The sequence below is a fragment of the Halobacterium sp. BOL4-2 genome, assembly GCF_016917835.2.
Lineage (GTDB): Archaea > Halobacteriota > Halobacteria > Halobacteriales > Halobacteriaceae > Halobacterium > Halobacterium salinarum.
Genome location: NZ_CP070332.2, coordinates 967,373 through 987,233, shown reverse-complemented (window position 1 = coordinate 987,233; position 19,861 = coordinate 967,373). Strand labels below are relative to the sequence as shown.

Here is a 19,861-nt window from a genome sequence, read left to right as displayed (position 1 = left end):
ATTGTGGTCGCGAGACCGGTGGTGTATGCATCGGGGCCGCTTCGCCACCCTCGTGATCGTGGCGCTCGCCGTGACGATGACCGCTCCGGCGGGCGCGTTCGCGCCACAGCCGCCAGCACAGCACGCCGACGCCGACCGAGCGTGCTCGTTTCCGGTCACCGAACCCGACGCCAGCAACACCGCGATCACACTCGACAGCGAGCCCGAGCGCGTCGTCACGCTGAACCCCAGTGCAGCACAAACCATGTGGGAGCTCGGCGACCGCGACGCCGTCGTGGGCGTCTCCCAGTTCGGCACGTATCTGCCCACGGCCAGCCAGCGCACGGTCGTCTCCGGCGGCCAACCCTCGCAGACGAACGTCGAGGCGGTCGTCGGCCTCGACCCGGATCTGGTGCTTGCGCCGAACACCGTCCGCAACACCACGGTCACGCGGCTCCGGTCGGCCGGCATCACCGTCTTCCAGTTCCGGGCCGCCACGAGCATCGACGGCGTCGTCGAAAAGACCGCCACCATCGGCCGGCTCACGGGCAACTGCGCGGCGGCCGACGCCACCACCGCCGAGATGCGGGACCGCGTCGCCGCCATCGCGGACGCCGTGCCGGACACCGATTCCGCGCGGCCCCGCGTCTACTACCACCTCGGTGACGGCTACACCGCCGGCCCGAACACGTTCATCGGCGCGGCCATCGAGGCGGCCGGCGGCCACAACATCGCCGCCGACGTGAACACCACCTCACCGTACCCACAGCTCTCCGAGGAGGTCATCGTCTCCCAAGACCCCGACGTCGTGGTGACCGGCGTCTCCGCGGACCGCCTCGACGCCACGGCGTCCGCGCTCGTTGCGCCGTCGTCGGTCGTCCGGAACACCACCGCGTACGCCACCGGCAACGTGGTTGCGGTGAACACCAACCACATCAACCAGCCCGCGCCGCGGATCGTGGAGCCGATGGCGCGGATGGCGAACGCGTTCCACAACACCACCATCAACACGACGCTCGACGCACAGCCGTCGGCGACCACGACGGCGACGTCGACGGCGCCGCCCACCGACGCAGCGGACGGCACGGCACCCGGATTCGGGGTCGCAGCCGCGGTGTGCGCGCTGGCGGGCGCTGCGCTCGTCGCACGCCGGTAGGCCGACACCGTTTCATTCCTCCGCCCGGTAGCGACGCGTATGGTTGAGAACGTCATCTGGCCCGCGTACTTCGACGCGGCGCTGTCCCGCCGCGACGGCCGCCGCGTCCCCATGGAGCTTGCCGTCGAGGAGCCGTCCGTCGACGAGATCGCGACCGCCGTCCAGCAGGTCGGCTACGACGCCGTCGTCGAGCGCGACGTGGCGTACCCACGGCGGCACTGGGACGCTGCGGGCCGCGTCCTGGTGAAGGACGCCGACGACGCGAAGAACACGCTCGTCCAGGCCGTCGCCGCGTACGTCGGCGCGCTCCGGGACTGATGGAGCGCGCCGGCAGCGTCACGCGGACCGCGGGCACCATCGCGGTCGTGCGCACTGACGCGGACGCCCACCCGCCGATCGGCGCGATGCTCGTCGACCAACAACTGGACACCGTTGGCCGCGTCGTCGACGTGTTCGGGCCGGTTGAACGCCCCTACCTGGCGGTGTCACCGGACGACGGCGTTCACCTGCCGGGGCTCGTCGGGGACACCCTCTACAAGCGGTAGGCCGCCACCCGACAGACCGAAGCTGCAAAACGGGGGGCGCGCACACACTCGGAGCATGAACGATTCGACGCGTGTTGCCGCCGTGCTCGCCGGCGTCGTCGCGCTGTTCGTCGTCGTGCAAGTGGGCGCGCTCGCGCTGGTTGAGCCCTTCCAGAGCGCGGGCCTGCAGTCCACGGAGAACCCACAGAACCCGCTCAATAGCGTCGTCTACGTGGCGTTCCTGCTGGTTGCGACCGGCGGCATTCTGCTGGTCATCAAGTACGACAAACAATGGATCCTCCGGGGGGTCGTCCTGGTGACCAGCGGCCTGGTCGCGTCGTACGTCTTCGCCGTGGCGATCCCCGCAGTCGTGGTTGCGGGCGTGAACCTCGCGGTGTGGGGTCCGGCCCTGGCGCTCGTGGGGGCGCTGTACGCGTACCCCGAGTGGTGGGTCATCGACGCCGCGGGCGCGATCATGGGGATGGGCGCGGCCGCCCTGTTCGGGATCAGCTTCGGCGTGCTCCCCGCGATCGTGCTGTTGACCGTGCTGGCGGTGTACGACGCGATCAGCGTCTACGGCACCGAGCACATGCTCACGCTGGCCTCCGGGGTCATGGAGCTGCGGCTGCCGATCGTGTTGGTCGTTCCGACGACGCTGGCGTACTCGTTCGTCGAGGACGCCGCCGAGACGGCCGACGAAGCCGAGGCGGGCGAACGCGAGGCGGCAGCGCCCGCCGACCGGCCCGCGTACTTCATCGGCCTCGGTGACGCCGTGATGCCGTCGATCATGGTGGCCAGCGCGGCGTTCTTCCTGGACACGCCGCCGGTCGTCGCCGGGATCGAGTTGGCACCGCTGACCGCGATGGCGGGCACCCTGGTGGGGCTGCTGGTTCTGATGCGGATGGTGTTCGCGGGCCGCGCCCACGCCGGTCTGCCGCTGTTGAACGGCGGCGCGATCGCGGGCTACCTCGTCGGCGCGGTCGCCGCCGGCATTCCGATCCTCGACGCGCTCGGCGTGGCTGCCTACCTGTAGTTACTCGCCGTACAGCGCTTCGCTGGCGGGCGCGAAGTCGAGCTCCGAGCCCAAGTCCTGCTCGACGGCGCGCTCGTACAGCATGTTCGCGGCCGCCACCGTCTCGATGCCCGTGCCGCCGCTGTCGAACACGGTGATCTCGTCGGCGCTCTGGCGGCCGGGTGCCGTCCCGGCGACGACGTCACCGAGCTCGGCGTGGATGTGGTCGCTGTCCACGACGCCGGCGTCGACGGCCGCGATGAACGACCCCGCGTCCTGCGTGGTGCGCCCGCGCAGGTCCGGGACGTAGGTCGCACGCTCGATGGCAGCCGTGTCCAGTTCGCGCTTCTCGGGGTGGTATTGGCCCATCGCGGTCACGTGCGTGCCGGCGTCCAGGTTGTCGCTGTCGAACACCGGCTCGCTGGCGCTGGTGGCGGTGATGACGATGTCAGCGCCCGTGACCGCGGCCGCGCTCGACTCGACGGCCGACACCGACGCGTCGAGGTCGGCGTCGAGGTCGGCGGCGAACGACTCGCGGCTCTCGGGGGTCGGCGAGTACACGTGGATCGTGTCCAGGTCGCGGACGGCGGCCGTTGCCTGCACTTGGCCGTGGGCCTGTGCGCTGCTGCCGATGACCGCCAGCTCGCTGGCGTCCGCCCGGGCGAGTTCGTCGACGCCGACCGCGCCGGCCGCCCCGGTCTTGAGGGGGTTCATCGACGCGCCGTCGAGCAGCGCCAGCGGCGCGCCGGAGTCGGCGTCGTACAGCGGCGTCATGAACCAGGCGTCGCCGGAGCCGAACCCGGCGCTGTACGTGTACCCGCCCATGACACCGTCGTCCGGGAGGAGCGCGGAGTAATCCGTGAACATGCCCGCGGGGTCCTCGCGGAGGAGCGCGGTGCGGGGTTCGGCGGGCGCGCCTTCGCCGCGCTGTCGGTAGCCGCTGCGCACCGCGTCGACGTAGTCGGCGGGTGTGGCCAGTCCTGCGATCTCGTCAGCCGAAAGGAACATCGTCGCTGTCACGCTTGTTGATTCGTCCGAAGCCACGAAAAGGATTGAGGAGGCGGCGGGACTCCGGGCTGGCGATGCCCGGATTACGACCCCCGGAGATCAACGACGACGAGCGTGATGAACCGGGCGATCGCGAGGCCGGCCGTGACGGTGGCGAACATCACGAGGAAGAACGTCGGGTCAGCGTTCCCGGGGAACGCGGCGGTGTTGCGGATGAGCTGACCGATGAGGTCCGCGGCCAACCAGGTGCCCGCCGCGAGCACGATGGCGCGCCGGTTGGATGCTACGGTGCTGGCGCTGTACGCGCCGACGAGGGGGGCCGCGGCCAGCCACCCGATGAGGAACGGCAACAGGACGCCGGCGTATTCCTGGGGCGTGAACGTGCCGTGGCGGAGCGTGCCGGCCAGGATCACCACCAGGATCACAACCACGTCCCCCGGGAGGAACCGTGCGACGGCGCGACCGTCGACGTCAGTGAGCGTCATATCCGCGGGTTCCACCTCGTGGGGGAAGGATGTCCCGGTTTCGAGGGGCAACCACGCAGTCTTTTGGCCTGCCGGCGTAACGGCCGAGCGTGCGCTACGCGGTCCTGGGGGATCACCACGACGGGCCGACGCTGCTGTTGGATTGGGAGGCGTTCAGTTACGCCGGCAAGTTCGTGATGTCGAACACGGGGAAGGCGGTCGCCTACGAGGGCGCGCCCCTCGCCGAGCGCGGCGACGACTGGCCGCCCGACGCGCGGGCGGCTGACGACCCCGTCGACGACGTTGTGGGTGCCGTCTCGTTCAACGAAGACCGCACGGACGCCCACGCGGCGTGGCTGCGGTACGTGACCGTGCGCGGCGACCGCCGCGGGGCGGGCATCGGTGCGCGGCTCTGCGCGTTCGCCGCCGCCCACCTGCTGGGCGACCACGAGTGCGTGCGCATCGCCGTCAACAACCCCTTCGCGTACGAGGCGCTTCACAAGGCCGGCTTCGGATTCACGGGCCAGGAGACGGGCATCGCCGAGCTCGTGCTGGAACGCCCCTGCGAGCACCGAGCGGCCGGCTACCAGGACGGCCTCGACCGGTACCGGGAGCGCGACCTCTCGCCCGAGGAGGCGGCGTTTCTCGACCGCACACGTGGGGCGTCGCCGCCAGCACGAGTCGAGTGGTAACGCCGCCACAGCTCAACGGTTAAACCGCGGGCACCCGAACTGGGCGTGATGGGGAACGCGGACCTCCGGCAGCTCGCGGCCATCGAGGAGACTCCCTTCGCGGACCTCGAAGGGAGTGTGGTGGCCGTCGACGCCCACAACTGGCTGTACAAGTACCTCACCACGACCGTCCAGTGGACCGGCGCGGACGTCTACACCACCAGCGACGGCACCGAAGTGGCGAACCTCGTCGGCGCGGTGCAGGGCCTGCCGAAGTTCTTCGAACACGGCCTCACGCCCGTGTTCGTCTGGGATGGCGGGGTCACCGAGCTCAAAGACGACGAGATCGCCGACCGCCGCGAGCAACGCGAGCGCTACGAGGAACAGCTCGACGACGCCCGCGAGGCGGGCGACGCCGCCGAGGCGGCGCGCCTGGACGCGCGCACGCAGCGACTCACGCCCACCATCCACGAGACCACCCGGGAGCTGTTCGACCTGTTGGACATCCCGCAAGTCGAAGCCCCCGCGGAGGGCGAAGCACAGGCCGCATACATGACGCGGACGGACGACGCCGTCGACTACGCGGGCAGCGACGACTACGACTGCCTGCTGCTTGGGTCGCCGGTGACGCTGCGCCAGCTCACGAGCTCCGGCCACCCGGAGCTGATGGACTTCGACGCGACGCTCGCCGAACACGACCTGACGTGGGAGCAACTCGTCGACGTCGGGATCCTCTGTGGGACGGATTTCAACCCCGGGATCGACGGGTTCGGACCGACAACGGCCCTGGACGCGATCGGCGAGCACGGCGACCTCTGGGACGTGCTGGCGGCCGAAGGCGAGCACGTCGCCCACGGCGACCGCATCCGGGAGCTGTTCTTGAACCCCGACGTGACCGACGACTACGTGATCGACCCCGACGTGTCACCGGCCATCGACGCGGCCCGCGCGTTCGTCACCGACGAGTGGGAGGTCGACGCCGACGCGGTCGCCCGGGGGTTCGAGCGCATCGACGCCGCGGCCGCACAGACCGGCCTCGACCGGTGGACGTGACCGGCGCTGATCCGGGAGTGTTTACCGACCGCGCGCTCACGCACAGGCATGGATCTCGCCGACATCGAAGCGCGGATCGAAGCCGGGTTCGAGGCGGACTGCAGCGCCACCGTGTCGCGGGCGCGTGGCCCCCATGACGACGACCACCTCGAAGCCGTCGTTGTCTCCCCGGCCTTCGAGGGCGTGTCGCTGGTCGACCAACACGACATGGTGTACGACGCGCTCGGCGACGCCATGACGACTGAGATCCACGCGCTGGAGCTCACGACACGCCCACACAGCGACCGCGACGCATGAGCCACGCGGGCGCTCGGTAGCCGGCGGGCCGCGGGGTCGCGGCCGACCGTCGCCAGCCCACTTGGCCGGGAACTGCAAGCCGCCGCGCGTGCCGTCTGGGGCGTGCATACACGCCGCCGATTCGGGTCGGTCCGTCAGGGCGTGCGTTCAACCACGGCGACTGGTTCCGATGGCTTTTACGCGCCGCCGGGAGACCGCCCACGTATGAGCGAGGATTACCGCACGGAGCAGGACAGCCTCGGCGAGATGCAGGTGCCCGCTGACGCCTACTGGGGGGCACAGACCCAGCGCGCGATCGAGAACTTCCCGATCTCGGGGATCGCGTTCGGGCGGCGGTTCGTGCGCGCGCTCGGCGTCGTCAAGAAGGCCGCCGCGCAGGCGAACCGCGACCTCGGCCTCGTTGACGACGAGCGCGCCGACGCCATCGTCGCGGCCGCCGACGAGGTCATCGCCGGCGAGCACGACGACCAGTTCCCGGTCGACGTCTTCCAGACCGGGTCCGGGACGTCCTCGAACATGAACGCCAACGAGGTCATCGCGAACCGCGCCGCGGAGCTCCTCGGCGAGGAGATCGGGGATCGGGTCGTGCATCCCAACGACCACGTGAACTACGGCCAGTCCAGCAACGACGTGATCCCGACCGCGATGCACGTGGCGAGCCTCGACGCGCTCGTCAACGACGTCAAACCCGGCCTGGAGACGCTGGCGGCGGAACTCGACGACAAAGCGGACGCGTTCGACGGCGTCGTGAAGACCGGGCGCACGCACTTGCAGGACGCCACGCCGGTGCGGTTGGGCCAGGAGTTCGGCGGCTACCGCACCCAAGTCGAGAAGGGCATCGACCGCATCGAGGCCGTTGCCCCGCGCCTCTCGGAGCTCGCGCTCGGCGGCACCGCCGTCGGCACCGGGCTGAACACCCACCCCGAGTTCCCGGAGACGGCGGCCGGCTACATCAGCGAGGAGACCGGCGTTACGTTCCGTGAGGCGGACAACCACTTCGAGGCGCAGGCCGCCCACGACGCCATGAACGAGGCCCACGGCGCGCTGCGCACGGTCGCGGGGTCGCTGAACAAGATCGCCAACGACCTCCGGCTGCTTGCCTCCGGCCCCCGCAACGGGCTGGGGGAGATCGAGCAGCCCGAGAACCAGCCCGGCTCCTCGATCATGCCCGGGAAGATCAACCCCGTGGTGGCGGAGGCGGTCAACCAGGTCCACAAGCAGGTCGTGGGCAACGACGCCGCCATCGCCGCGGGGGCCGCGGAGGGGCAGATCGACTTGAACCTCTACAAGCCCGTGCTGGCGCACAACTTCCTGCAGTCCGCGGACATGCTCGCCAACGCGAGCGCTGCCTTCGGCGAGAAGTTCGTCGCCAAGCTCGAAGCCAACGAGGCCGCCTGCGAGGCGCAGGTCGAGCGCTCGATGGCGCTGGCGACCGCGCTCAACCCCACGATCGGCTACGACAAGGCCAGCGAGGTCGCGAAGGCCGCGCTGAAGGAGGGGAAAACCGTCACGGAGGTCGTCGTCGAGAAGGGATACCTCTCGGAGGCGGAGGCCGCTGACGTGCTCGACCCCGAGGGGATGACCCACCGGGGCATCCTCTCCGGCGACGACACGTAGCGGGCGCCGGCCACCTTCTTGTGTCGGGAGGCCTGACACGGCGTATGGAGCGACTCGACGCGCGCGTTGTCGTCGTCTGGCTGTGGCGTGTTCTGGTGTTTGCCGTGGTGCTCGCCGGAGCCGCGGGCATCGGCAGCGGCGTTCTGGACGTGGGCGTGTCGTCGGCCGCCGCAGCGGTGGCGGTGTTCGGCGTGGTGGCCCTCTTGGGGGCGACACACGCGCTGTTGCGGTACCGGATCTGGCGGTTCGACGTGCGCGAGGACACGCTGTACATCGAGCACGGCGTGCTGGTGCGGGTTCGAACCACCGTGCCGTACGTTCGCGTGCAACACGTCGATTCGCGGCGGGGGCCACTGGAGCGCGTGCTCGGGCTGGGGCGGGTCGTCGTCTACACCGCCGGCTCCCGGGGGGCTGACGTCACGATCCCGGGGCTGTCCCGCGAGCGGGCGGCCGACGCCCAGGAGACGTTGCGCGCGCTCGCGATCGAGAGCGAGCCCGAGAGCGGCGAGGGTGACGCCGTATGAAGCTGCATCCGCTGTCGGTGCCGGTGCGGGCGCTGTCCCGGGCGCTGGGGTTCGGGTGGGCGTTTCTGATCGGCGGCGCGGCGCTCTCGGGCGGGAACGCCGCGCTCACCGGCGTGGCGGTGCTGGGGGTCATGGTGGCCGTGGTTGCGGTGGTCGCCTACGAGATCGCGTACTACAGGCGGTTCGACTACGAGCTCACCGAGGACAGCCTGGACATCGCGTCGGGCGTGTTCTCCCGGCGCGAGCGCGAAATCCCGCTGCGCCGCGTCCAGAACGTCGACGTGACGCGGTCGCTGGTCGCGCGGCTGCTCGGGCTGGCGGTGGTGGACGTGGAGACCGCCGGCGGCGGCAGCACGGAGGCGTCGCTGCGGTTCGTCAGCCGGGAGGCGGCTGCGGACCTGCAAGCCGACGTGCGAACGCGCCGCACCACACCGGGCGACGCGGCCGACGCCGCCACAGCAGCCACTCCGGACGCGGGTGACACCGACAGCGAGTCGCGGTCGGCGGCGGATCGCGCGCGTGAGCCGACGCCCGTCGGCGAGCGCGGGGAGTTGCTGTTCGCGCTGTCGAATCGCGACCTGCTGTTGTACGGGCTGTTGTCGTTCAACCCGCGGCTGTTCTCGGGCATCATCGCGGTCGCGACGGTCGCCGCGCCGAGCCTCGGCGGACGCATGGCGGTGCCGGATGTCGGGATGGTGGTGCTGGTCGCCGGAGCGGTCGCGCTCGCGCTCGGGGTGTGGCTGGTGTCGGCGGCGGTGCGCGTCGTGCAGTTCTACGGGTTCCGGTTGCGCCGGGTGGGCGGCGATCTGCGCTACGAGCGCGGGCTGTTCGAGCGCCGCGACGGCACCATCCCGCTGTCGAAGCTCCAGACGGTGTCCGTCGAGGACAGCGTGTTGATGCGGCGGTACGGGTTCGCGTCGCTGGCGGTCGAGACGGCGGGGTACGCGCCGGGGCAGTCGCCAAGCGGCGGGTCGGAGGCGGCGGTGCCGATCGCGCCGCGGGCGGCGGTGTTCGAGCTCGCCCGGGAGATCGAACCGGTCGCGGACATCGACCTCTCGCGGCCGCCCGAGCGCGCTCAGGACCGCTACGTCCGGCGGTACGCGCTCGCGGGGCTGGGCGTGGTGGCGGCGGGCGCGCTCGTGAGCCGGCTCGTCGTGTCGTTCCCGTGGTACGCGCTGGCCGTGCTGGTGCCGCTCGCGGTGCCGGCGGCCCGGCGGGCGCGCGCGACCCGGGGCGTGTACAGCGACAGCGACCACGTCGTCACGCAGGCGGGATGGTGGCGGCGCAAGACCACGGTCGTCCCGGCCCACCGCGTGCAGACGGTGCTCCGCAAGCAGACGGTGTTCCAGCGGCGCTGGGCGCTGACCAGCGTCGTCATCGACACGGCGGGGTCGCGGTCGCTCTCCGGCGGGGGCGCGGTTGCCATCGACCGTGACGGTGGTGACGCCGACGCGCTGGCCGACGACGTGGTCGACTGCACGCTGCTGTCCGTGGGCGTTCGCGGGGACGACACCGCGGCGGCCGGGTCGGCCGCGGACTGAACGGTTTTATTGCCTTCGCGGTGCCACGCATCGATAATGACCGAGTTCGACTACGACGAGCTGGGGTTGGTTGCCGGGCTGGAGATCCACCAGCAACTGGACACGGCAACCAAACTGTTCTGTGCGTGCCCGACGACCCGCCGGGAGCCCGCGGAAGCCGACCGGACGTTCACCCGGTATCTGCATCCGACGCGCTCGGAGCTGGGGGAGATCGACGAGGCCGCCCTGGAGGAGAGCCGGGTCGAGCGGGAGTTCGAGTATCTCGCGTACGACACCACGTGTCTGGTCGAGGAGGACGACGAGCCACCCCACCGACTCGACGAGGACGCCCTGGCTGCGGCCCTGGAGATCGGCCACCTGTTGGGCATGGACGCCGTCGACCGGGCGCACGTGATGCGGAAAGTCGTCATCGACGGGTCGAACACCGGTGGGTTCCAGCGGTCGACGATGGTCGCCGAGGGCGGCGCGATCGACACCAGTGAGGGACCGGTCGGCATCGAGGACCTGATGCTCGAAGAGGAGTCCGCACAGCGCATCGAAGACCGCGAGGACGGCGTGCTGTACTCGCTGGATCGCCTGGGCATCCCGCTGGTCGAGATCGGGACGAAGCCCGACATTTCCTCGCCCGCCCAGGCCCGGGAGGCCGCCGAGCGCATCGGCATGCTGTTGCGGTCGACCGGGAAGGTCAAGCGCGGACTGGGGACGATCCGCCAGGACGTCAACGTCTCGATCGCTGACGGCGCGCGCGTGGAGATGAAAGGCGTGCAGAGCCTCGACGACATCGACGACCTCGTGCGCGAGGAGGTCCGGCGGCAGGTCGAGTTGCTGGACATCGTCGACGAGTTGGACGCCCGCGACGCCGCCGTGGGCAAGCCCCGGGACGTGACCGACGTGTTCGCGGACACCGAGTCGGGCGTCATCTGGGGGGCGTTGGACGACGGTGGTGAGGTCCACGCCGTCCCGCTGCACGGCTTCGACGGGCTGGTTGGTCGCGAGCTGCAGGCCGACCGCCGGCTGGGGACGGAGTTCTCCGACCACGCCACGCGCCACGGCGCGGGCGGCATCTTCCACACCGACGAGCTGCCGGCGTACGGCGTCACCGCGGCCGAGGTGGCGGCGCTCCGGGACGCGGTCGACGCGGGCGAGGACGACGCGGTCGCCATCGTGGCCGACGACCCCGAGACCGCCGCCCAGTCGATACAGGCGGTCGCGGAGCGCGCGGAGACCGCGATGGCGGGCGTCCCGGAGGAAACCCGGGGCGCGAACGACGACGGCACCTCGAAGTACCTGCGGCCGCTGCCGGGCGCGGCGCGGATGTATCCGGAGACGGACGTGCCGCCGGTCGACCCCGACCCGTCGGCCGTCGAGACGCCGGAGCTGCTGACCGAGAAAGTCGAGCGCTACCAGGCCGACTTCGACCTGGACGCCGGGCTTGCCGAGCAGGTGGCGTACGGCCGGCGCTGGCAGCTGTTCGAGCAGCAGGTCGAGGCGGGCGTCGACGCGACGCTGGCGGCCCAAACCCTGGAGTCGACGGTCACCGAACTCCGCCGCGACGACGTGCCGGTCGGGCGGCTGACGGACGCCCACTTCCGGGGTGTGCTGGGGCTCGTCGCGGACGGCGACCTCGCACAGGAGGGGGTGCCGGAGCTGTTGGCGGCGCTGGCCGAGCAGCCCGGCAGCGACCCGGCCGCGCTCGCCGAGGAGTTAGGCCTCGGCTCCGCGGCCGAAGACGAGGTCCGGGAGGCCGTCGTCGGAGTCGTCGAGCGCAACAGCGATCAGGTCGCGGCCGAGGGCATGGGCGCGTTCTCGGCGCTGATGGGGGAGTGCATGGGCGCGCTGCGCGGGAAGGCGGACGGCGACCTCGTCAGCGAGGTGCTCCGCGAGGAGATCCAACAGCGGTCCTAGCGGCGCGTTACTCGTCGGCCAACGCAGTGACGAGGCTGTCCAGGCTGTAGCTTTCGAGGGCGCGCTGGGCGTCCTTGTGGCGGTCGATGACGAACGTGGAGTTCGTTCTGTCCACGGGGTCGAGGGCTTCGAAATCCGAGATCAGGCGTTCGACGTCGTCGGAGCCGGGGAGCCGAGCGACGACGACGAAGTCGGTTTCACCCATCGTGAAAAACGTCTGCGTGACGCCTTCGACGGCGCTGATCTCGTCGGCGACGTCCTCGTAGCCGCCGTCGTAGCTCGTGAGCACCTCGAGAACGACAGTGACGTCGAGGCCGATCGAGTCGGGGTCGATGTCGTAGAGGTCGTTGGTGATGACGCCGTCGTCGCGGAGGTTGTTGAGCCGATAGTGGATGGTGGATACGGGGATGCCGGTTTCCTCCTGGAGGGCTTCGGGGCTGCCCGTGCCGAGGTCCGCGATAGCCTTCAGGATCGTGATGTCTCGGTCGTCCATGTGCGTGGGTTGTGCACCGCGGTGAAAAACCTGTGGCCATTCCACTCAGAGCCAATTCTCTCGCGGGAAGTGCCATGCACAACTAGTATAGATACAACTGTTAAAGAAAAGTCTAAAGTACTCCGCACAAGTTATAGTTATAATGAGTTTCAGACGCCCGACGATGGGGGAAACCCCCACCACGGTGTTGTTCCTGCTGTTGGCGGCGATCTGGGGGTCCTCGTTCGTCGCCATCAAGATCGGTATCGCTGACGTTCCGGCGCTGTCGTTCGCGGCGATCCGGTATTCGATCGCTGGCCTGATCGTGCTCGCGTACGCCGCCCACACCACGGACCGCTGGCGACCCCGTGGCCGTCGAGAGTGGGTGCTCGCCGCCACGGTTGGCCTGTTCGTCATCGGCATCTACCACGGCGCACTCTACCTCGGCGAACACGACGTCTCCGCCCCCATCGCCGCGATCGTCATCAGCCTCGCGCCGATCCTGACCGCAGGGTTCGCGAGCAAACTCCACGAGAACGTGACCATCGACGGCACGCAGGCGGCCGGCCTGCTGGCCGGCCTCGCGGGCGTCGTCATCGTCGCCAACCCCGGCAGCGCGGGCAGTGTCGACCTGGGCGGCCTCCTGTTGGTGTTCCTCGCGGCGGCGAGCTTCGCGCTCGGCGGTGTCCTCACCGGGAAGCTCCCTGGCGGGGGCGGCCTGCCGGTCGAGACCATGGAGGCCTGGGCGATGCTCATCGGGTCCCTGGCCCTCTGGGTCGGGGCCGCAGTGCGCGGCGAGAACGTCACGGCCGTTCACTGGACGCCGACCGCGCTCGCCAGCCTCGCGTACCTCACGCTGGTCTGCGGTGCCGGCGGCTTCCTGTTGTACTTCGTGTTGCTCGAGCGCGCCGGCGCAACCGAGATCAACCTCGTCTCGTACCTCGAACCGATCGGCGCGTCGGTCGTCGCGTGGGCGCTGTTCGGTGACGTGGTCTCGCCGCGCGCGCTCGCCGGGTTCGCAGTCATCTTCGCCGGGTTCGCGCTGGTCAAACACCGGTACATCGGCGCTGCCGTCCGCAACACCACCGACGACGCCGAGCTCTAACGCCGCCTGCCGGGAACACAACGACTACCGCCGCGCCGAGCGAACGGTCCGCCGTGCCCGTCTACTTTGAGGACGTGACCGTCGGCGAGTCGCAGTCGTTCGGCAGCTACGACGTGACCGAGGCCGACGTGCTGGCGTTCGCCGAGGCCTACGACCCGCAGTGGTTCCACACCGACCCCGAGCGCGCCCGCGAGGAGTCGCTGTTCGGGTCGCTTGCGGCGTCCGGCTGGCACACCGCGTCGATGACGATGCGGCTGCTCGTGGACAACCACTTCGTGGACACCGCCAGCTACGGCGCGGTCGGCGTCGACGCGCTCCGGTGGCCCAACCCCACGTTCCCCGGGGAGACGCTGTCGGTGACCGTCGAGGTATTGGAGAAGACGCCCTCCGAGAGCAAGCCCGATCGGGGCACGGTCCGCACCCGCGTGACCACCGAAAACGAGGCCGGCGAGCCCAAGCTCACGATGGAACCCATCGTGTTGTACGCGCGCCACACACCCGGCGAGCCGACGTAGCCGTCAGTCGTCCTCGGGGAGCTGGGTCTCGGCCCGGCGCAACAGCCCGTGGACGGTGTTGATTTCGCGGCCGGTCGGATGCGTGCGGCCCAGCATCCGGCGGAGCATCCGCATCGTCTTGGCCTGCTTTTCGGCGGGGTAGTCGACGGCATCGAGGAACTCGCTGGCGTGCTCGTAGAACTGCTCGATCTCGGCCTCGTCGGCGCGGTGGCGCTCGACGTCCGGCAGCTGGGTTTCGCTCATCGCGAGGTCGCGGAGCTCGTACAGTGCGACCGTCGCGGACTGCCCCAGGTTCATTACGGGGTAGTCGTCGCTCGCGGGGATCGACCCCACTTCGTCGATGCGCGCGAGTTCGTCGTTCGTCAGGCCGACGCGCTCCCGGCCGAAGACGAGCGCGGTCGGTGCCTCGACGTCACGGAGGCTGTCCCCGAGCTCCGCCGGTGTGCGGAACGGGAAGCGGGTGTGGCTGGTGGCGTCCTCGTTGGTGATGGCGGTGAACCCCACCGTGTGGAACTCCGAGACCAGCGCGTCGAAGGATAGCTCGCGGGCCTCGGGGAGGATGTCCTCGCGGGCGTGGCCGGCGAACCCGTACGCCTCGGAGTCGCGGCCGAGATACGGCGGGTCGACCAGCAACAACTCCTCGAACCCGAAGTTCTTCATCGCTCGCGCGATGGTGCCGACGTTCCCGGCGGTTTCGGCGTCCACGATGGCGACGGCGGGCTTACTCATCGCTGGTCGGGTAGTCGGCGTCGATGTCCAGGTCGTCGCTGACGCCGTCGAAGTCGGCGGCTTCGAGCAGGTCGAGTTTGGCCTGTTCGTCCTCGGGGAGGTCGACGGTCACCGGCACCGGCTCACCGGGTGCGAGCTGTGACGTATCCGGCCCCGGGTCGGGCACCGCGTCGGGGTCGGTTTCGACGTGCTCGGGGCCGCCGTACCAGTCGGGCTCGCGGTTGCCGGCGGCCACCCACTCGTGGAAGGCGTCCTGGAGCGCCGCCGTGCCCTCGTGTTCGTCGCCGCCCGCCTCCAGGAACCAGTAGTAGAACGTCGGCTCGTGGGCGTTGCACACGAGCACTTCCGCGCCGGGCTCCCCGTAGACGGCGTCCGGTGTGGCGTCGTCGTCGCCGTCGCTGAGATAGCACACGTCACAGGGCTGGTCGAGCAACAGCGGCAGGCGTTCGAGGCGCTGCCTGGTGTCGTCGTCCATCTCCGAGCGCGACCGGAACCCGTCGCCGTCGAACAGTTCATCCTCGTCGAACCGCCACCCTCGGAGGCCGATGCTCACTTTGCTCATGGCGCTGCGTTGGCGGCGCACCCACAAAAGCCGCCCGAAGCCAGCGCCGATTCCACACGACCTATGAGCGTGCCGCCATCCAGTAGGGATATGCGAACCGTCGACGCAGCCGGGCTGCCCATCGGTGACGACTACCCGCCACGGATCATGGGCGTGTTGAACGTATCGAAGGAGTCGCCGTACGACCCGAGCGTGTACGACGACCCCGAGGCGGCGGCCGCGTACGTCGACTCGGAGCTGATCGGGGAGGGCGCTGACATCGTCGATGTCGGCCTGGAGTCCGCGAACAAGAACCTCGACGTGCTGTCGGCCGACCAGGAGCGCGAGCGCCTCCAGACGGCCATCGACACCATCGAGCGCGTCGAGGGGGAGGCGGTGTTCTCCATCGAAACCCGGTACAGCGAGGTCGCCGACGAGGCGCTGGCGGCTGGCTTCGACATGGTCAACGACATCTGTGGGTTCGCGGACCCCGAGATGCCGGCGGTCTGTGAGGCCCACGACGTCGCGGTCGCGAAGATGGCGAGCCCGCCGGACCTCGAACGCCCGGGGGCCATCGAGTCCGTCGACGACATCTACGACGCGCTGTCGCTGCACGGGTTCACCGACAAGACCATCGTTGATCCGGCGTTCGGCGGGTGGAGCACGGAGAAGACGCTGGCCGACGACCGCGAGACGTTCGACCGGCTGCGGGAGTTCCGCGGGTACGGCTACCCGATGTTGGTTTCGATCAACCGCAAGAACTTCCTGCGGGAGATCGCCGGCCGGGACACTGCGGGGGCGCTGCCGGTGTCGCTGGCGGCGACCGCGATGGCCGTCGAGCGCGGCGCACACGTGGTTCGGACCCACGACGTCGCCGAGACGCGTGACGCGGCGCTCATCGGCCACGAGTTCACGCCCGACCGCACGCACACCAGCCACATCGAGCAGTTGGACGTGACGACGCTCCCGGCGGCGATGCGCCACGCCGACCGGCTCGGCGCTGATGGGGCAGCCGACGCCGTCGCGCGCGCCTACGAGGTCACGGGGCTGTCGGCCGACGACCGGGACGCGCTGGCGGCGACTGGGGTCGCGGTCTCCGGCACGGACCCGACGCTCGTCGCCGGCACAGCGGGGGCGCTCCGTGAGGCTGGCGCGGGGCTGGCGGCCGCCACGGACGGCGACAGCGTGCTTGCAACCCTGGCGGAGATATTCCGGACGGCCGGGGAGTAACGAGAAAACTTATACCGGCGGCGAAAAAACGCCAGCATGGAAGCCGGACGCCCGCTGGGTAGGGGTACGCTGCGGGGGATCCCGGCTCGGACCACGGAATCCTCATTATTTCAGGGCTTGTAGCGGCGCGCATGGAGTACGACGACTGGCAGCCGGTGTACGACGACGTGTGTGCTGCGTTCGGCTACGAGCAGGCCGCCGACAGGCGCGCACGCGACGTGCTGGCGGCGCACGCCGAGCCCTTCGACATGGCGCGCTTGGACTGCACGGGCCAGACGGTGGCGATCGCGGGCGGCGCACCGACGCTGGCCGACGAACGCGAGGTGGCCGCCGCCGCGGACCGCGTGTTCGCGGCCTCAACGGCCGTGGACGTGCTGGCCGACGCCGGCATCGAGGTCGATCTCATGGTCACGGATCTGGACAAGAACCCCGAGACCGCGCGCCGACTGACGGCGCAGGGGACGCCGGTGGCCGTGCACGCGCACGGCGACAACATCGCCGCGATCCGCGAGCACGTCCCGACCTACGACACCACTCACGTGCTGGCGACGACACAGGCCGCGCCCACGGGGCCAGTGGTGGACCACGGCGGGTTCACCGACGGCGACCGCGCGGCGTTTCTCGCTGACCACTGTGGCGCGGCCGCCCTCCGGTTCCCGGGGTGGGCGTTCGACGACCCCACGGTGACCGAGGAGAAGCGCCGGAAGCTGGCGTGGGCGGCGCGGCTCCTGCGGTGGCTGGAAACCCGCCGTGGGGAGGCGTTTGGGGTGCTCGACGGGCGACGCGCGGCGATCGACGCCGTGACGTAGCGGCCGACGCAGTGCGTTAGGGCGTGTGCGCCGGGGCGGGCGCGACGGCCGCCAGTGTGTCGTCGATCACGGCGTTGTCGGCGGCCCGCGGGAACGACACCGCGACCGCGTCGACGCCGTCGATCTCCGCGAACGCCGCCAATCGGTCCCGCACGTCGGCCTGCGTGCCCGCCGCTGCGAACGCGTCCAAGAGGTCGTCGGTGACGAGGCCGACCGCTCGCTCGTGGTCGCCGTCCTGCCAGGCGTCGTAGACATCGGTGGCGGGAGCCTCGTAGCCCTGCCTGGCGAGGCTGTCCCGGTAGAACTCGCCCATGCCGCCGACGTAGAACGCGAGGTGTTGGCGGGTCAGGTCCCGGGCGGCGGCGGCGTCGGGCTGCGCACAGCACGGCACCACGAGCGTGGTCTGGACGGCGTCGGCGTCGCGGTCACCGAGATCCATGCCGCGCCGGAGGTCGGCCAGGCGCTCCCGGATGCCGTCCGCGGTGAACAGCAACGCGTGCCAGCCGTCGGCGAACCGGCCGGCGAGCTCGACGGCTTTCGGACCCATGCCGGTCACGTCGATGGCGGGCGCGGGGTCGGGGGCGTCCTGGCGCAGTCGGAACCCCTGGGTTTGGACCAGGTCGCCGTCGTAGTCGACCGGGTCGCCGGTGAGGACGGCGCGCACGACATCGATGTACTCGCGGGTGCGGCGCAGCGGGCGCTCGAACGACTGGCCGTGCCACCCCTGGATGACCGCGGGGCCGCTGGGCCCCATTCCGAGCCGGAACCGGCCCCCGGAGTGCTCCTGGAGCGTGGCGGCGGTCTGTCCGACGAGCGCGGGACTCCGGGAGTAGGTGTTGATGATGCTGGTGCCGATGCCGATGTCGGTGGTGCGGTCGGCGATCGCGGTCAGCGTCGTTGCGGCGTCCCGACCCCAGGTTTCGGGGAACCACACGCGGTCGTAGCCGAGGGTTTCGGCGCGTTCGGCGATGTCGGTGATGTCCGCGAGACTGTCCTGGGCGGCGACCGGGAGGTGGACGGTGCGGCGGGTCACGGCGACGGCACCTCCTCGCCCTGCGGGACGCCGGCGGCGGTGAGCGTCTCACCGACCACGAACGACGCCGCGGGGCTGGCGAGAAACCGGATCGCGTCGGCGATCTCGGCGCTGGTGCCGATGCGCCGGGCGACCTCCCGTCGGTCGATGTCGGCCGCACTGACGCCCATCTGTGCGTCCAGTCCGGGGGTCGCGACGAACCCGGGGGCGATGCAGTTCACGCGTACACCCGCGGGTGCCCACTCGGCGGCCAGCGTCCGCGTGAGCGTGATGATGCCGGCCTTCGCGGCAGCGTAGTGGCTCATGTGCGGCGACCCCTCCTGGCCGGCGACGCTGGCGACGTTCACCACGGCCCCGCCGCCGTCGCGTTTCAGCTGTTCGGCGGCGGCCTGCGTGCAGTTGTAGGTGCCGCCGAGGTTCACGTCGATGATGCGGTCCCAGCCGTTCCGCGAGATGTCGTCGAACGGCGCGACGAAGCTCGCGCCGGCGTTGTTCACGAGCACGTCCAGGCCGCCGAACTCGTCGACGGTGGCTTCGACGAGCGCGTCGACGGCGTCGCGGTCGGTGACGTCGCACTCGACGGGGAGGGCGGTGCCGCCGTCCGTTCGGATGGCGTCGGCAACCGCGTCGACGTCCGCGTGGTCGCGCGAGCAGAGCACGACGCGTGCGCCGTCGGCCGCCAGTCGCTCGGCGGTCGCCCGGCCGATCCCGCTGGAAGCGCCGGTGACGATCGCCGTCCCGGACACCACAGGTCTGTCTGTCATGGTCGTGGCTTCCCCGCCGCCCCGGATAAATCTATGTCAACGTCTAACAACTACCGGGCGGTTCCCCCGACCGAACTTTGGGACCGCCGCGTCACCACCCGGTGTGGACGTTCACTACCTCGACCGCGGCACCATCACCGCGGACAGGGCGTACATGATCGACTCCTCGACGATGGCGACCGTCGCCGACCCCGACCCCGAGCACGCGCTCGTCGAGTGTCCGGTGTACAACCTCCTCATCGACCACCCGAAGGGGACCGTGCTCTGGGACACGGGCAGCCACCCCGACGCCGGCGACGGCTACTGGCCGACACCCCTCTTCGAGGCGTTCCACCACGAGGACGCCGACGAGCACACGCTGCCGGCCGCGCTCGCTGACGCCGACACCGCCATCAGCGACATCGACGCCGTCGTGGCGAGTCACCTCCATCTCGACCACGCCGGCGGCCTTCGGCATTTCGCGGGCACGGACACGCCGATCTACGTCCACGAGCGCGAGCTCGGCTACGCCTACCGCAGCGCGACGACGGACACCGGGTCGATCGCGTACCACAGTCCGGACTTCGACCGTGCGCTGAACTGGCGCGTGGTCGCCGTCGACCGCGGCCGCCGCCAGCTCTACCCCGGGCTCGATCTGTTGCATCTGCCCGGCCACACGCCCGGCCTCCTGGGGCTGTACCTGGAACCCGAGGACGGCGCTGCGCCCGCGATCGTCGCGGGCGACGAGGCCTACCAGCGCGAGAACTACGAGGACGGCGTCCCGATGGCCACCAGTCTGCTGTCCTCGCTTGCCGACTGGCGGGAGAGCCGCCGTCGCGTCCGCGATCTCGCCCGGCGCACGACCGCGGACGTCTTCTGCGGGCACGACACCCGCGACGCCGCCCGACTCGCGGCCCGCTTCTGAGCGGGTCG

The 19,861-nt window shown here is 70.5% G+C and carries 23 protein-coding genes; 16 read left to right on the top strand and 7 right to left on the bottom strand.

Annotated features, from left to right (window positions below; genetic code table 11):
- Positions 1-25 precede the first annotated feature (25 nt).
- The 4 genes from JRZ79_RS18485 to JRZ79_RS18470 are packed head-to-tail and all read left to right on the top strand — an operon-like array spanning position 26 to position 2,692.
- Positions 26-1,135 (top strand): PGF-CTERM-anchored ABC transporter substrate-binding protein, encoded by a 1,110-nt coding sequence (locus tag JRZ79_RS18485; protein ID WP_205251922.1) that lies wholly within the window; start codon positions 26-28, stop codon positions 1,133-1,135.
- A gap of 39 nt (positions 1,136-1,174) precedes the next feature.
- Positions 1,175-1,453 carry a signal recognition particle subunit SRP19 gene (gene srp19 / locus JRZ79_RS18480; RefSeq protein WP_205251858.1) on the top strand — a complete coding sequence of 93 codons (279 nt, stop codon included), beginning with the start codon at positions 1,175-1,177 and terminating at the stop codon, positions 1,451-1,453.
- Positions 1,453-1,680, top strand: coding sequence for an H/ACA ribonucleoprotein complex subunit GAR1 (locus JRZ79_RS18475; protein WP_010902991.1), 228 nt, complete (start codon positions 1,453-1,455; stop codon positions 1,678-1,680). The genes srp19 and JRZ79_RS18475 overlap by 1 nt, the downstream gene beginning before the upstream one ends.
- A 55-nt stretch (positions 1,681-1,735) precedes the next feature.
- Positions 1,736-2,692 (top strand): presenilin family intramembrane aspartyl protease PSH, encoded by a 957-nt coding sequence (locus JRZ79_RS18470; protein ID WP_205251921.1) that lies wholly within the window; start codon positions 1,736-1,738, stop codon positions 2,690-2,692.
- On the opposite strand, the gene JRZ79_RS18465 is transcribed toward JRZ79_RS18470, so the two are convergent.
- Both JRZ79_RS18465 and JRZ79_RS18460 read right to left on the bottom strand, forming a co-directional pair.
- On the bottom strand, positions 2,693-3,691 hold the full coding sequence (locus tag JRZ79_RS18465) for an ornithine cyclodeaminase family protein (protein WP_346347534.1): 999 nt from the start codon (positions 3,689-3,691) through the stop codon (positions 2,693-2,695).
- Positions 3,692-3,762: 71 nt separating this feature from the next.
- Positions 3,763-4,164: a DUF3054 domain-containing protein gene (locus tag JRZ79_RS18460; RefSeq protein ID WP_010902988.1), complete on the bottom strand. Its 402-nt coding sequence runs from the start codon at positions 4,162-4,164 to the stop codon at positions 3,763-3,765.
- 89 nt (positions 4,165-4,253) lie between these two features.
- Here JRZ79_RS18460 and JRZ79_RS18455 point away from each other — a divergent pair, with 89 nt between their 5' ends.
- The 7 genes from JRZ79_RS18455 to gatE all read left to right on the top strand — a co-directional run bounded on the left by JRZ79_RS18455 (position 4,254) and on the right by gatE (position 11,751).
- Complete coding sequence (locus tag JRZ79_RS18455) at positions 4,254-4,835, top strand: GNAT family N-acetyltransferase (protein ID WP_205252751.1); 582 nt, start codon at positions 4,254-4,256, stop codon at positions 4,833-4,835.
- 48 nt (positions 4,836-4,883) lie between these two features.
- A complete protein-coding gene (gene fen / locus JRZ79_RS18450; protein WP_010902986.1) occupies positions 4,884-5,867 on the top strand; it encodes a flap endonuclease-1 in 984 nt (327 codons plus the stop codon).
- A 48-nt stretch (positions 5,868-5,915) separates the two neighbouring features.
- Positions 5,916-6,164 (top strand): BolA/IbaG family iron-sulfur metabolism protein, encoded by a 249-nt coding sequence (locus JRZ79_RS18445; protein WP_205252750.1) that lies wholly within the window; start codon positions 5,916-5,918, stop codon positions 6,162-6,164.
- 204 nt (positions 6,165-6,368) lie between these two features.
- On the top strand, positions 6,369-7,781 hold the full coding sequence (locus tag JRZ79_RS18440; RefSeq protein WP_010902984.1) for a class II fumarate hydratase: 1,413 nt from the start codon (positions 6,369-6,371) through the stop codon (positions 7,779-7,781).
- A 44-nt stretch (positions 7,782-7,825) separates the two neighbouring features.
- Positions 7,826-8,305 carry a PH domain-containing protein gene (locus JRZ79_RS18435; protein WP_205252749.1) on the top strand — a complete coding sequence of 160 codons (480 nt, stop codon included), beginning with the start codon at positions 7,826-7,828 and terminating at the stop codon, positions 8,303-8,305.
- Positions 8,302-9,846 carry a PH domain-containing protein gene (locus JRZ79_RS18430; protein WP_205252748.1) on the top strand — a complete coding sequence of 515 codons (1,545 nt, stop codon included), beginning with the start codon at positions 8,302-8,304 and terminating at the stop codon, positions 9,844-9,846. Before JRZ79_RS18435 ends, JRZ79_RS18430 begins: the two co-directional genes overlap by 4 nt.
- Positions 9,847-9,882: 36 nt before the next feature.
- Entirely contained in the window at positions 9,883-11,751 is a 1,869-nt protein-coding gene (gatE, locus tag JRZ79_RS18425) for a Glu-tRNA(Gln) amidotransferase subunit GatE (protein ID WP_205252747.1), read from the top strand.
- Between the two features lie 7 nt (positions 11,752-11,758).
- Here gatE and JRZ79_RS18420 read toward each other — a convergent pair whose 3' ends face one another.
- Positions 11,759-12,244 (bottom strand): Lrp/AsnC family transcriptional regulator, encoded by a 486-nt coding sequence (locus JRZ79_RS18420; RefSeq protein ID WP_205251849.1) that lies wholly within the window; start codon positions 12,242-12,244, stop codon positions 11,759-11,761.
- A gap of 142 nt (positions 12,245-12,386) precedes the next feature.
- Here JRZ79_RS18420 and JRZ79_RS18415 point away from each other — a divergent pair, with 142 nt between their 5' ends.
- Positions 12,387-13,328 (top strand): DMT family transporter, encoded by a 942-nt coding sequence (locus JRZ79_RS18415; RefSeq protein ID WP_205251848.1) that lies wholly within the window; start codon positions 12,387-12,389, stop codon positions 13,326-13,328.
- 53 nt (positions 13,329-13,381) lie between these two features.
- Positions 13,382-13,843 (top strand): MaoC family dehydratase, encoded by a 462-nt coding sequence (locus JRZ79_RS18410; protein WP_205252746.1) that lies wholly within the window; start codon positions 13,382-13,384, stop codon positions 13,841-13,843.
- Positions 13,844-13,846: 3 nt separating this feature from the next.
- Here JRZ79_RS18410 and JRZ79_RS18405 read toward each other — a convergent pair whose 3' ends face one another.
- Both JRZ79_RS18405 and JRZ79_RS18400 read right to left on the bottom strand, forming a co-directional pair.
- Positions 13,847-14,572, bottom strand: a complete 726-nt coding sequence (locus tag JRZ79_RS18405; protein ID WP_012289315.1) for a TrmJ/YjtD family RNA methyltransferase — start codon at positions 14,570-14,572, stop codon at positions 13,847-13,849.
- Entirely contained in the window at positions 14,565-15,134 is a 570-nt protein-coding gene (locus JRZ79_RS18400) for a hypothetical protein (RefSeq protein WP_205252745.1), read from the bottom strand. Before JRZ79_RS18400 ends, JRZ79_RS18405 begins: the two co-directional genes overlap by 8 nt.
- A gap of 90 nt (positions 15,135-15,224) precedes the next feature.
- On the opposite strand from JRZ79_RS18400, the gene JRZ79_RS18395 reads away from it, so the two are divergent.
- Together JRZ79_RS18395 and JRZ79_RS18390 are read left to right on the top strand one after the other, a co-directional pair.
- The gene (locus tag JRZ79_RS18395) at positions 15,225-16,343 is read left to right on the top strand and encodes a dihydropteroate synthase (protein WP_205252744.1); all 1,119 of its coding nucleotides are present in this window, start codon (positions 15,225-15,227) and stop codon (positions 16,341-16,343) included.
- A gap of 131 nt (positions 16,344-16,474) precedes the next feature.
- Positions 16,475-17,152 carry a 6-hydroxymethylpterin diphosphokinase MptE-like protein gene (locus tag JRZ79_RS18390; protein WP_205251844.1) on the top strand — a complete coding sequence of 226 codons (678 nt, stop codon included), beginning with the start codon at positions 16,475-16,477 and terminating at the stop codon, positions 17,150-17,152.
- 16 nt (positions 17,153-17,168) lie between these two features.
- On the opposite strand, the gene JRZ79_RS18385 is transcribed toward JRZ79_RS18390, so the two are convergent.
- Both JRZ79_RS18385 and JRZ79_RS18380 read right to left on the bottom strand, forming a co-directional pair.
- Complete coding sequence (locus JRZ79_RS18385) at positions 17,169-18,185, bottom strand: TIGR04024 family LLM class F420-dependent oxidoreductase (protein ID WP_205252743.1); 1,017 nt, start codon at positions 18,183-18,185, stop codon at positions 17,169-17,171.
- Positions 18,182-18,949: an SDR family NAD(P)-dependent oxidoreductase gene (locus JRZ79_RS18380; RefSeq protein ID WP_205252742.1), complete on the bottom strand. Its 768-nt coding sequence runs from the start codon at positions 18,947-18,949 to the stop codon at positions 18,182-18,184. Before JRZ79_RS18380 ends, JRZ79_RS18385 begins: the two co-directional genes overlap by 4 nt.
- A gap of 103 nt (positions 18,950-19,052) precedes the next feature.
- Between JRZ79_RS18380 and JRZ79_RS18375 the strand changes: the two genes are divergently transcribed.
- On the top strand, positions 19,053-19,853 hold the full coding sequence (locus tag JRZ79_RS18375) for an N-acyl homoserine lactonase family protein (protein ID WP_231546365.1): 801 nt from the start codon (positions 19,053-19,055) through the stop codon (positions 19,851-19,853).
- The last annotated feature ends 8 nt before the right edge of the window (positions 19,854-19,861 follow it).

What these genes read in the sequence shown, in the direction of transcription:
- JRZ79_RS18485 (WP_205251922.1), top strand. Translation starts at nt 26, where the DNA reads ATGCATCGGGGCCGCTTCGCCACCCTCGTGATCGTGGCGCTCGCCGTG.
- srp19 (WP_205251858.1), top strand. Translation starts at nt 1,175, where the DNA reads ATGGTTGAGAACGTCATCTGGCCCGCGTACTTCGACGCGGCGCTGTCC.
- JRZ79_RS18475 (WP_010902991.1), top strand. Translation starts at nt 1,453, where the DNA reads ATGGAGCGCGCCGGCAGCGTCACGCGGACCGCGGGCACCATCGCGGTC.
- JRZ79_RS18470 (WP_205251921.1), top strand. Translation starts at nt 1,736, where the DNA reads ATGAACGATTCGACGCGTGTTGCCGCCGTGCTCGCCGGCGTCGTCGCG.
- JRZ79_RS18460 (WP_010902988.1), bottom strand. Translation starts at nt 4,164, where the DNA reads ATGACGCTCACTGACGTCGACGGTCGCGCCGTCGCACGGTTCCTCCCG.
- fen (WP_010902986.1), top strand. Translation starts at nt 4,884, where the DNA reads ATGGGGAACGCGGACCTCCGGCAGCTCGCGGCCATCGAGGAGACTCCC.
- JRZ79_RS18445 (WP_205252750.1), top strand. Translation starts at nt 5,916, where the DNA reads ATGGATCTCGCCGACATCGAAGCGCGGATCGAAGCCGGGTTCGAGGCG.
- JRZ79_RS18440 (WP_010902984.1), top strand. Translation starts at nt 6,369, where the DNA reads ATGAGCGAGGATTACCGCACGGAGCAGGACAGCCTCGGCGAGATGCAG.
- JRZ79_RS18435 (WP_205252749.1), top strand. Translation starts at nt 7,826, where the DNA reads ATGGAGCGACTCGACGCGCGCGTTGTCGTCGTCTGGCTGTGGCGTGTT.
- JRZ79_RS18430 (WP_205252748.1), top strand. Translation starts at nt 8,302, where the DNA reads ATGAAGCTGCATCCGCTGTCGGTGCCGGTGCGGGCGCTGTCCCGGGCG.
- gatE (WP_205252747.1), top strand. Translation starts at nt 9,883, where the DNA reads ATGACCGAGTTCGACTACGACGAGCTGGGGTTGGTTGCCGGGCTGGAG.
- JRZ79_RS18420 (WP_205251849.1), bottom strand. Translation starts at nt 12,244, where the DNA reads ATGGACGACCGAGACATCACGATCCTGAAGGCTATCGCGGACCTCGGC.
- JRZ79_RS18415 (WP_205251848.1), top strand. Translation starts at nt 12,387, where the DNA reads ATGAGTTTCAGACGCCCGACGATGGGGGAAACCCCCACCACGGTGTTG.
- JRZ79_RS18405 (WP_012289315.1), bottom strand. Translation starts at nt 14,572, where the DNA reads ATGAGTAAGCCCGCCGTCGCCATCGTGGACGCCGAAACCGCCGGGAAC.
- JRZ79_RS18400 (WP_205252745.1), bottom strand. Translation starts at nt 15,134, where the DNA reads ATGAGCAAAGTGAGCATCGGCCTCCGAGGGTGGCGGTTCGACGAGGAT.
- JRZ79_RS18395 (WP_205252744.1), top strand. Translation starts at nt 15,225, where the DNA reads ATGCGAACCGTCGACGCAGCCGGGCTGCCCATCGGTGACGACTACCCG.
- JRZ79_RS18390 (WP_205251844.1), top strand. Translation starts at nt 16,475, where the DNA reads ATGGAGTACGACGACTGGCAGCCGGTGTACGACGACGTGTGTGCTGCG.
- JRZ79_RS18380 (WP_205252742.1), bottom strand. Translation starts at nt 18,949, where the DNA reads ATGACAGACAGACCTGTGGTGTCCGGGACGGCGATCGTCACCGGCGCT.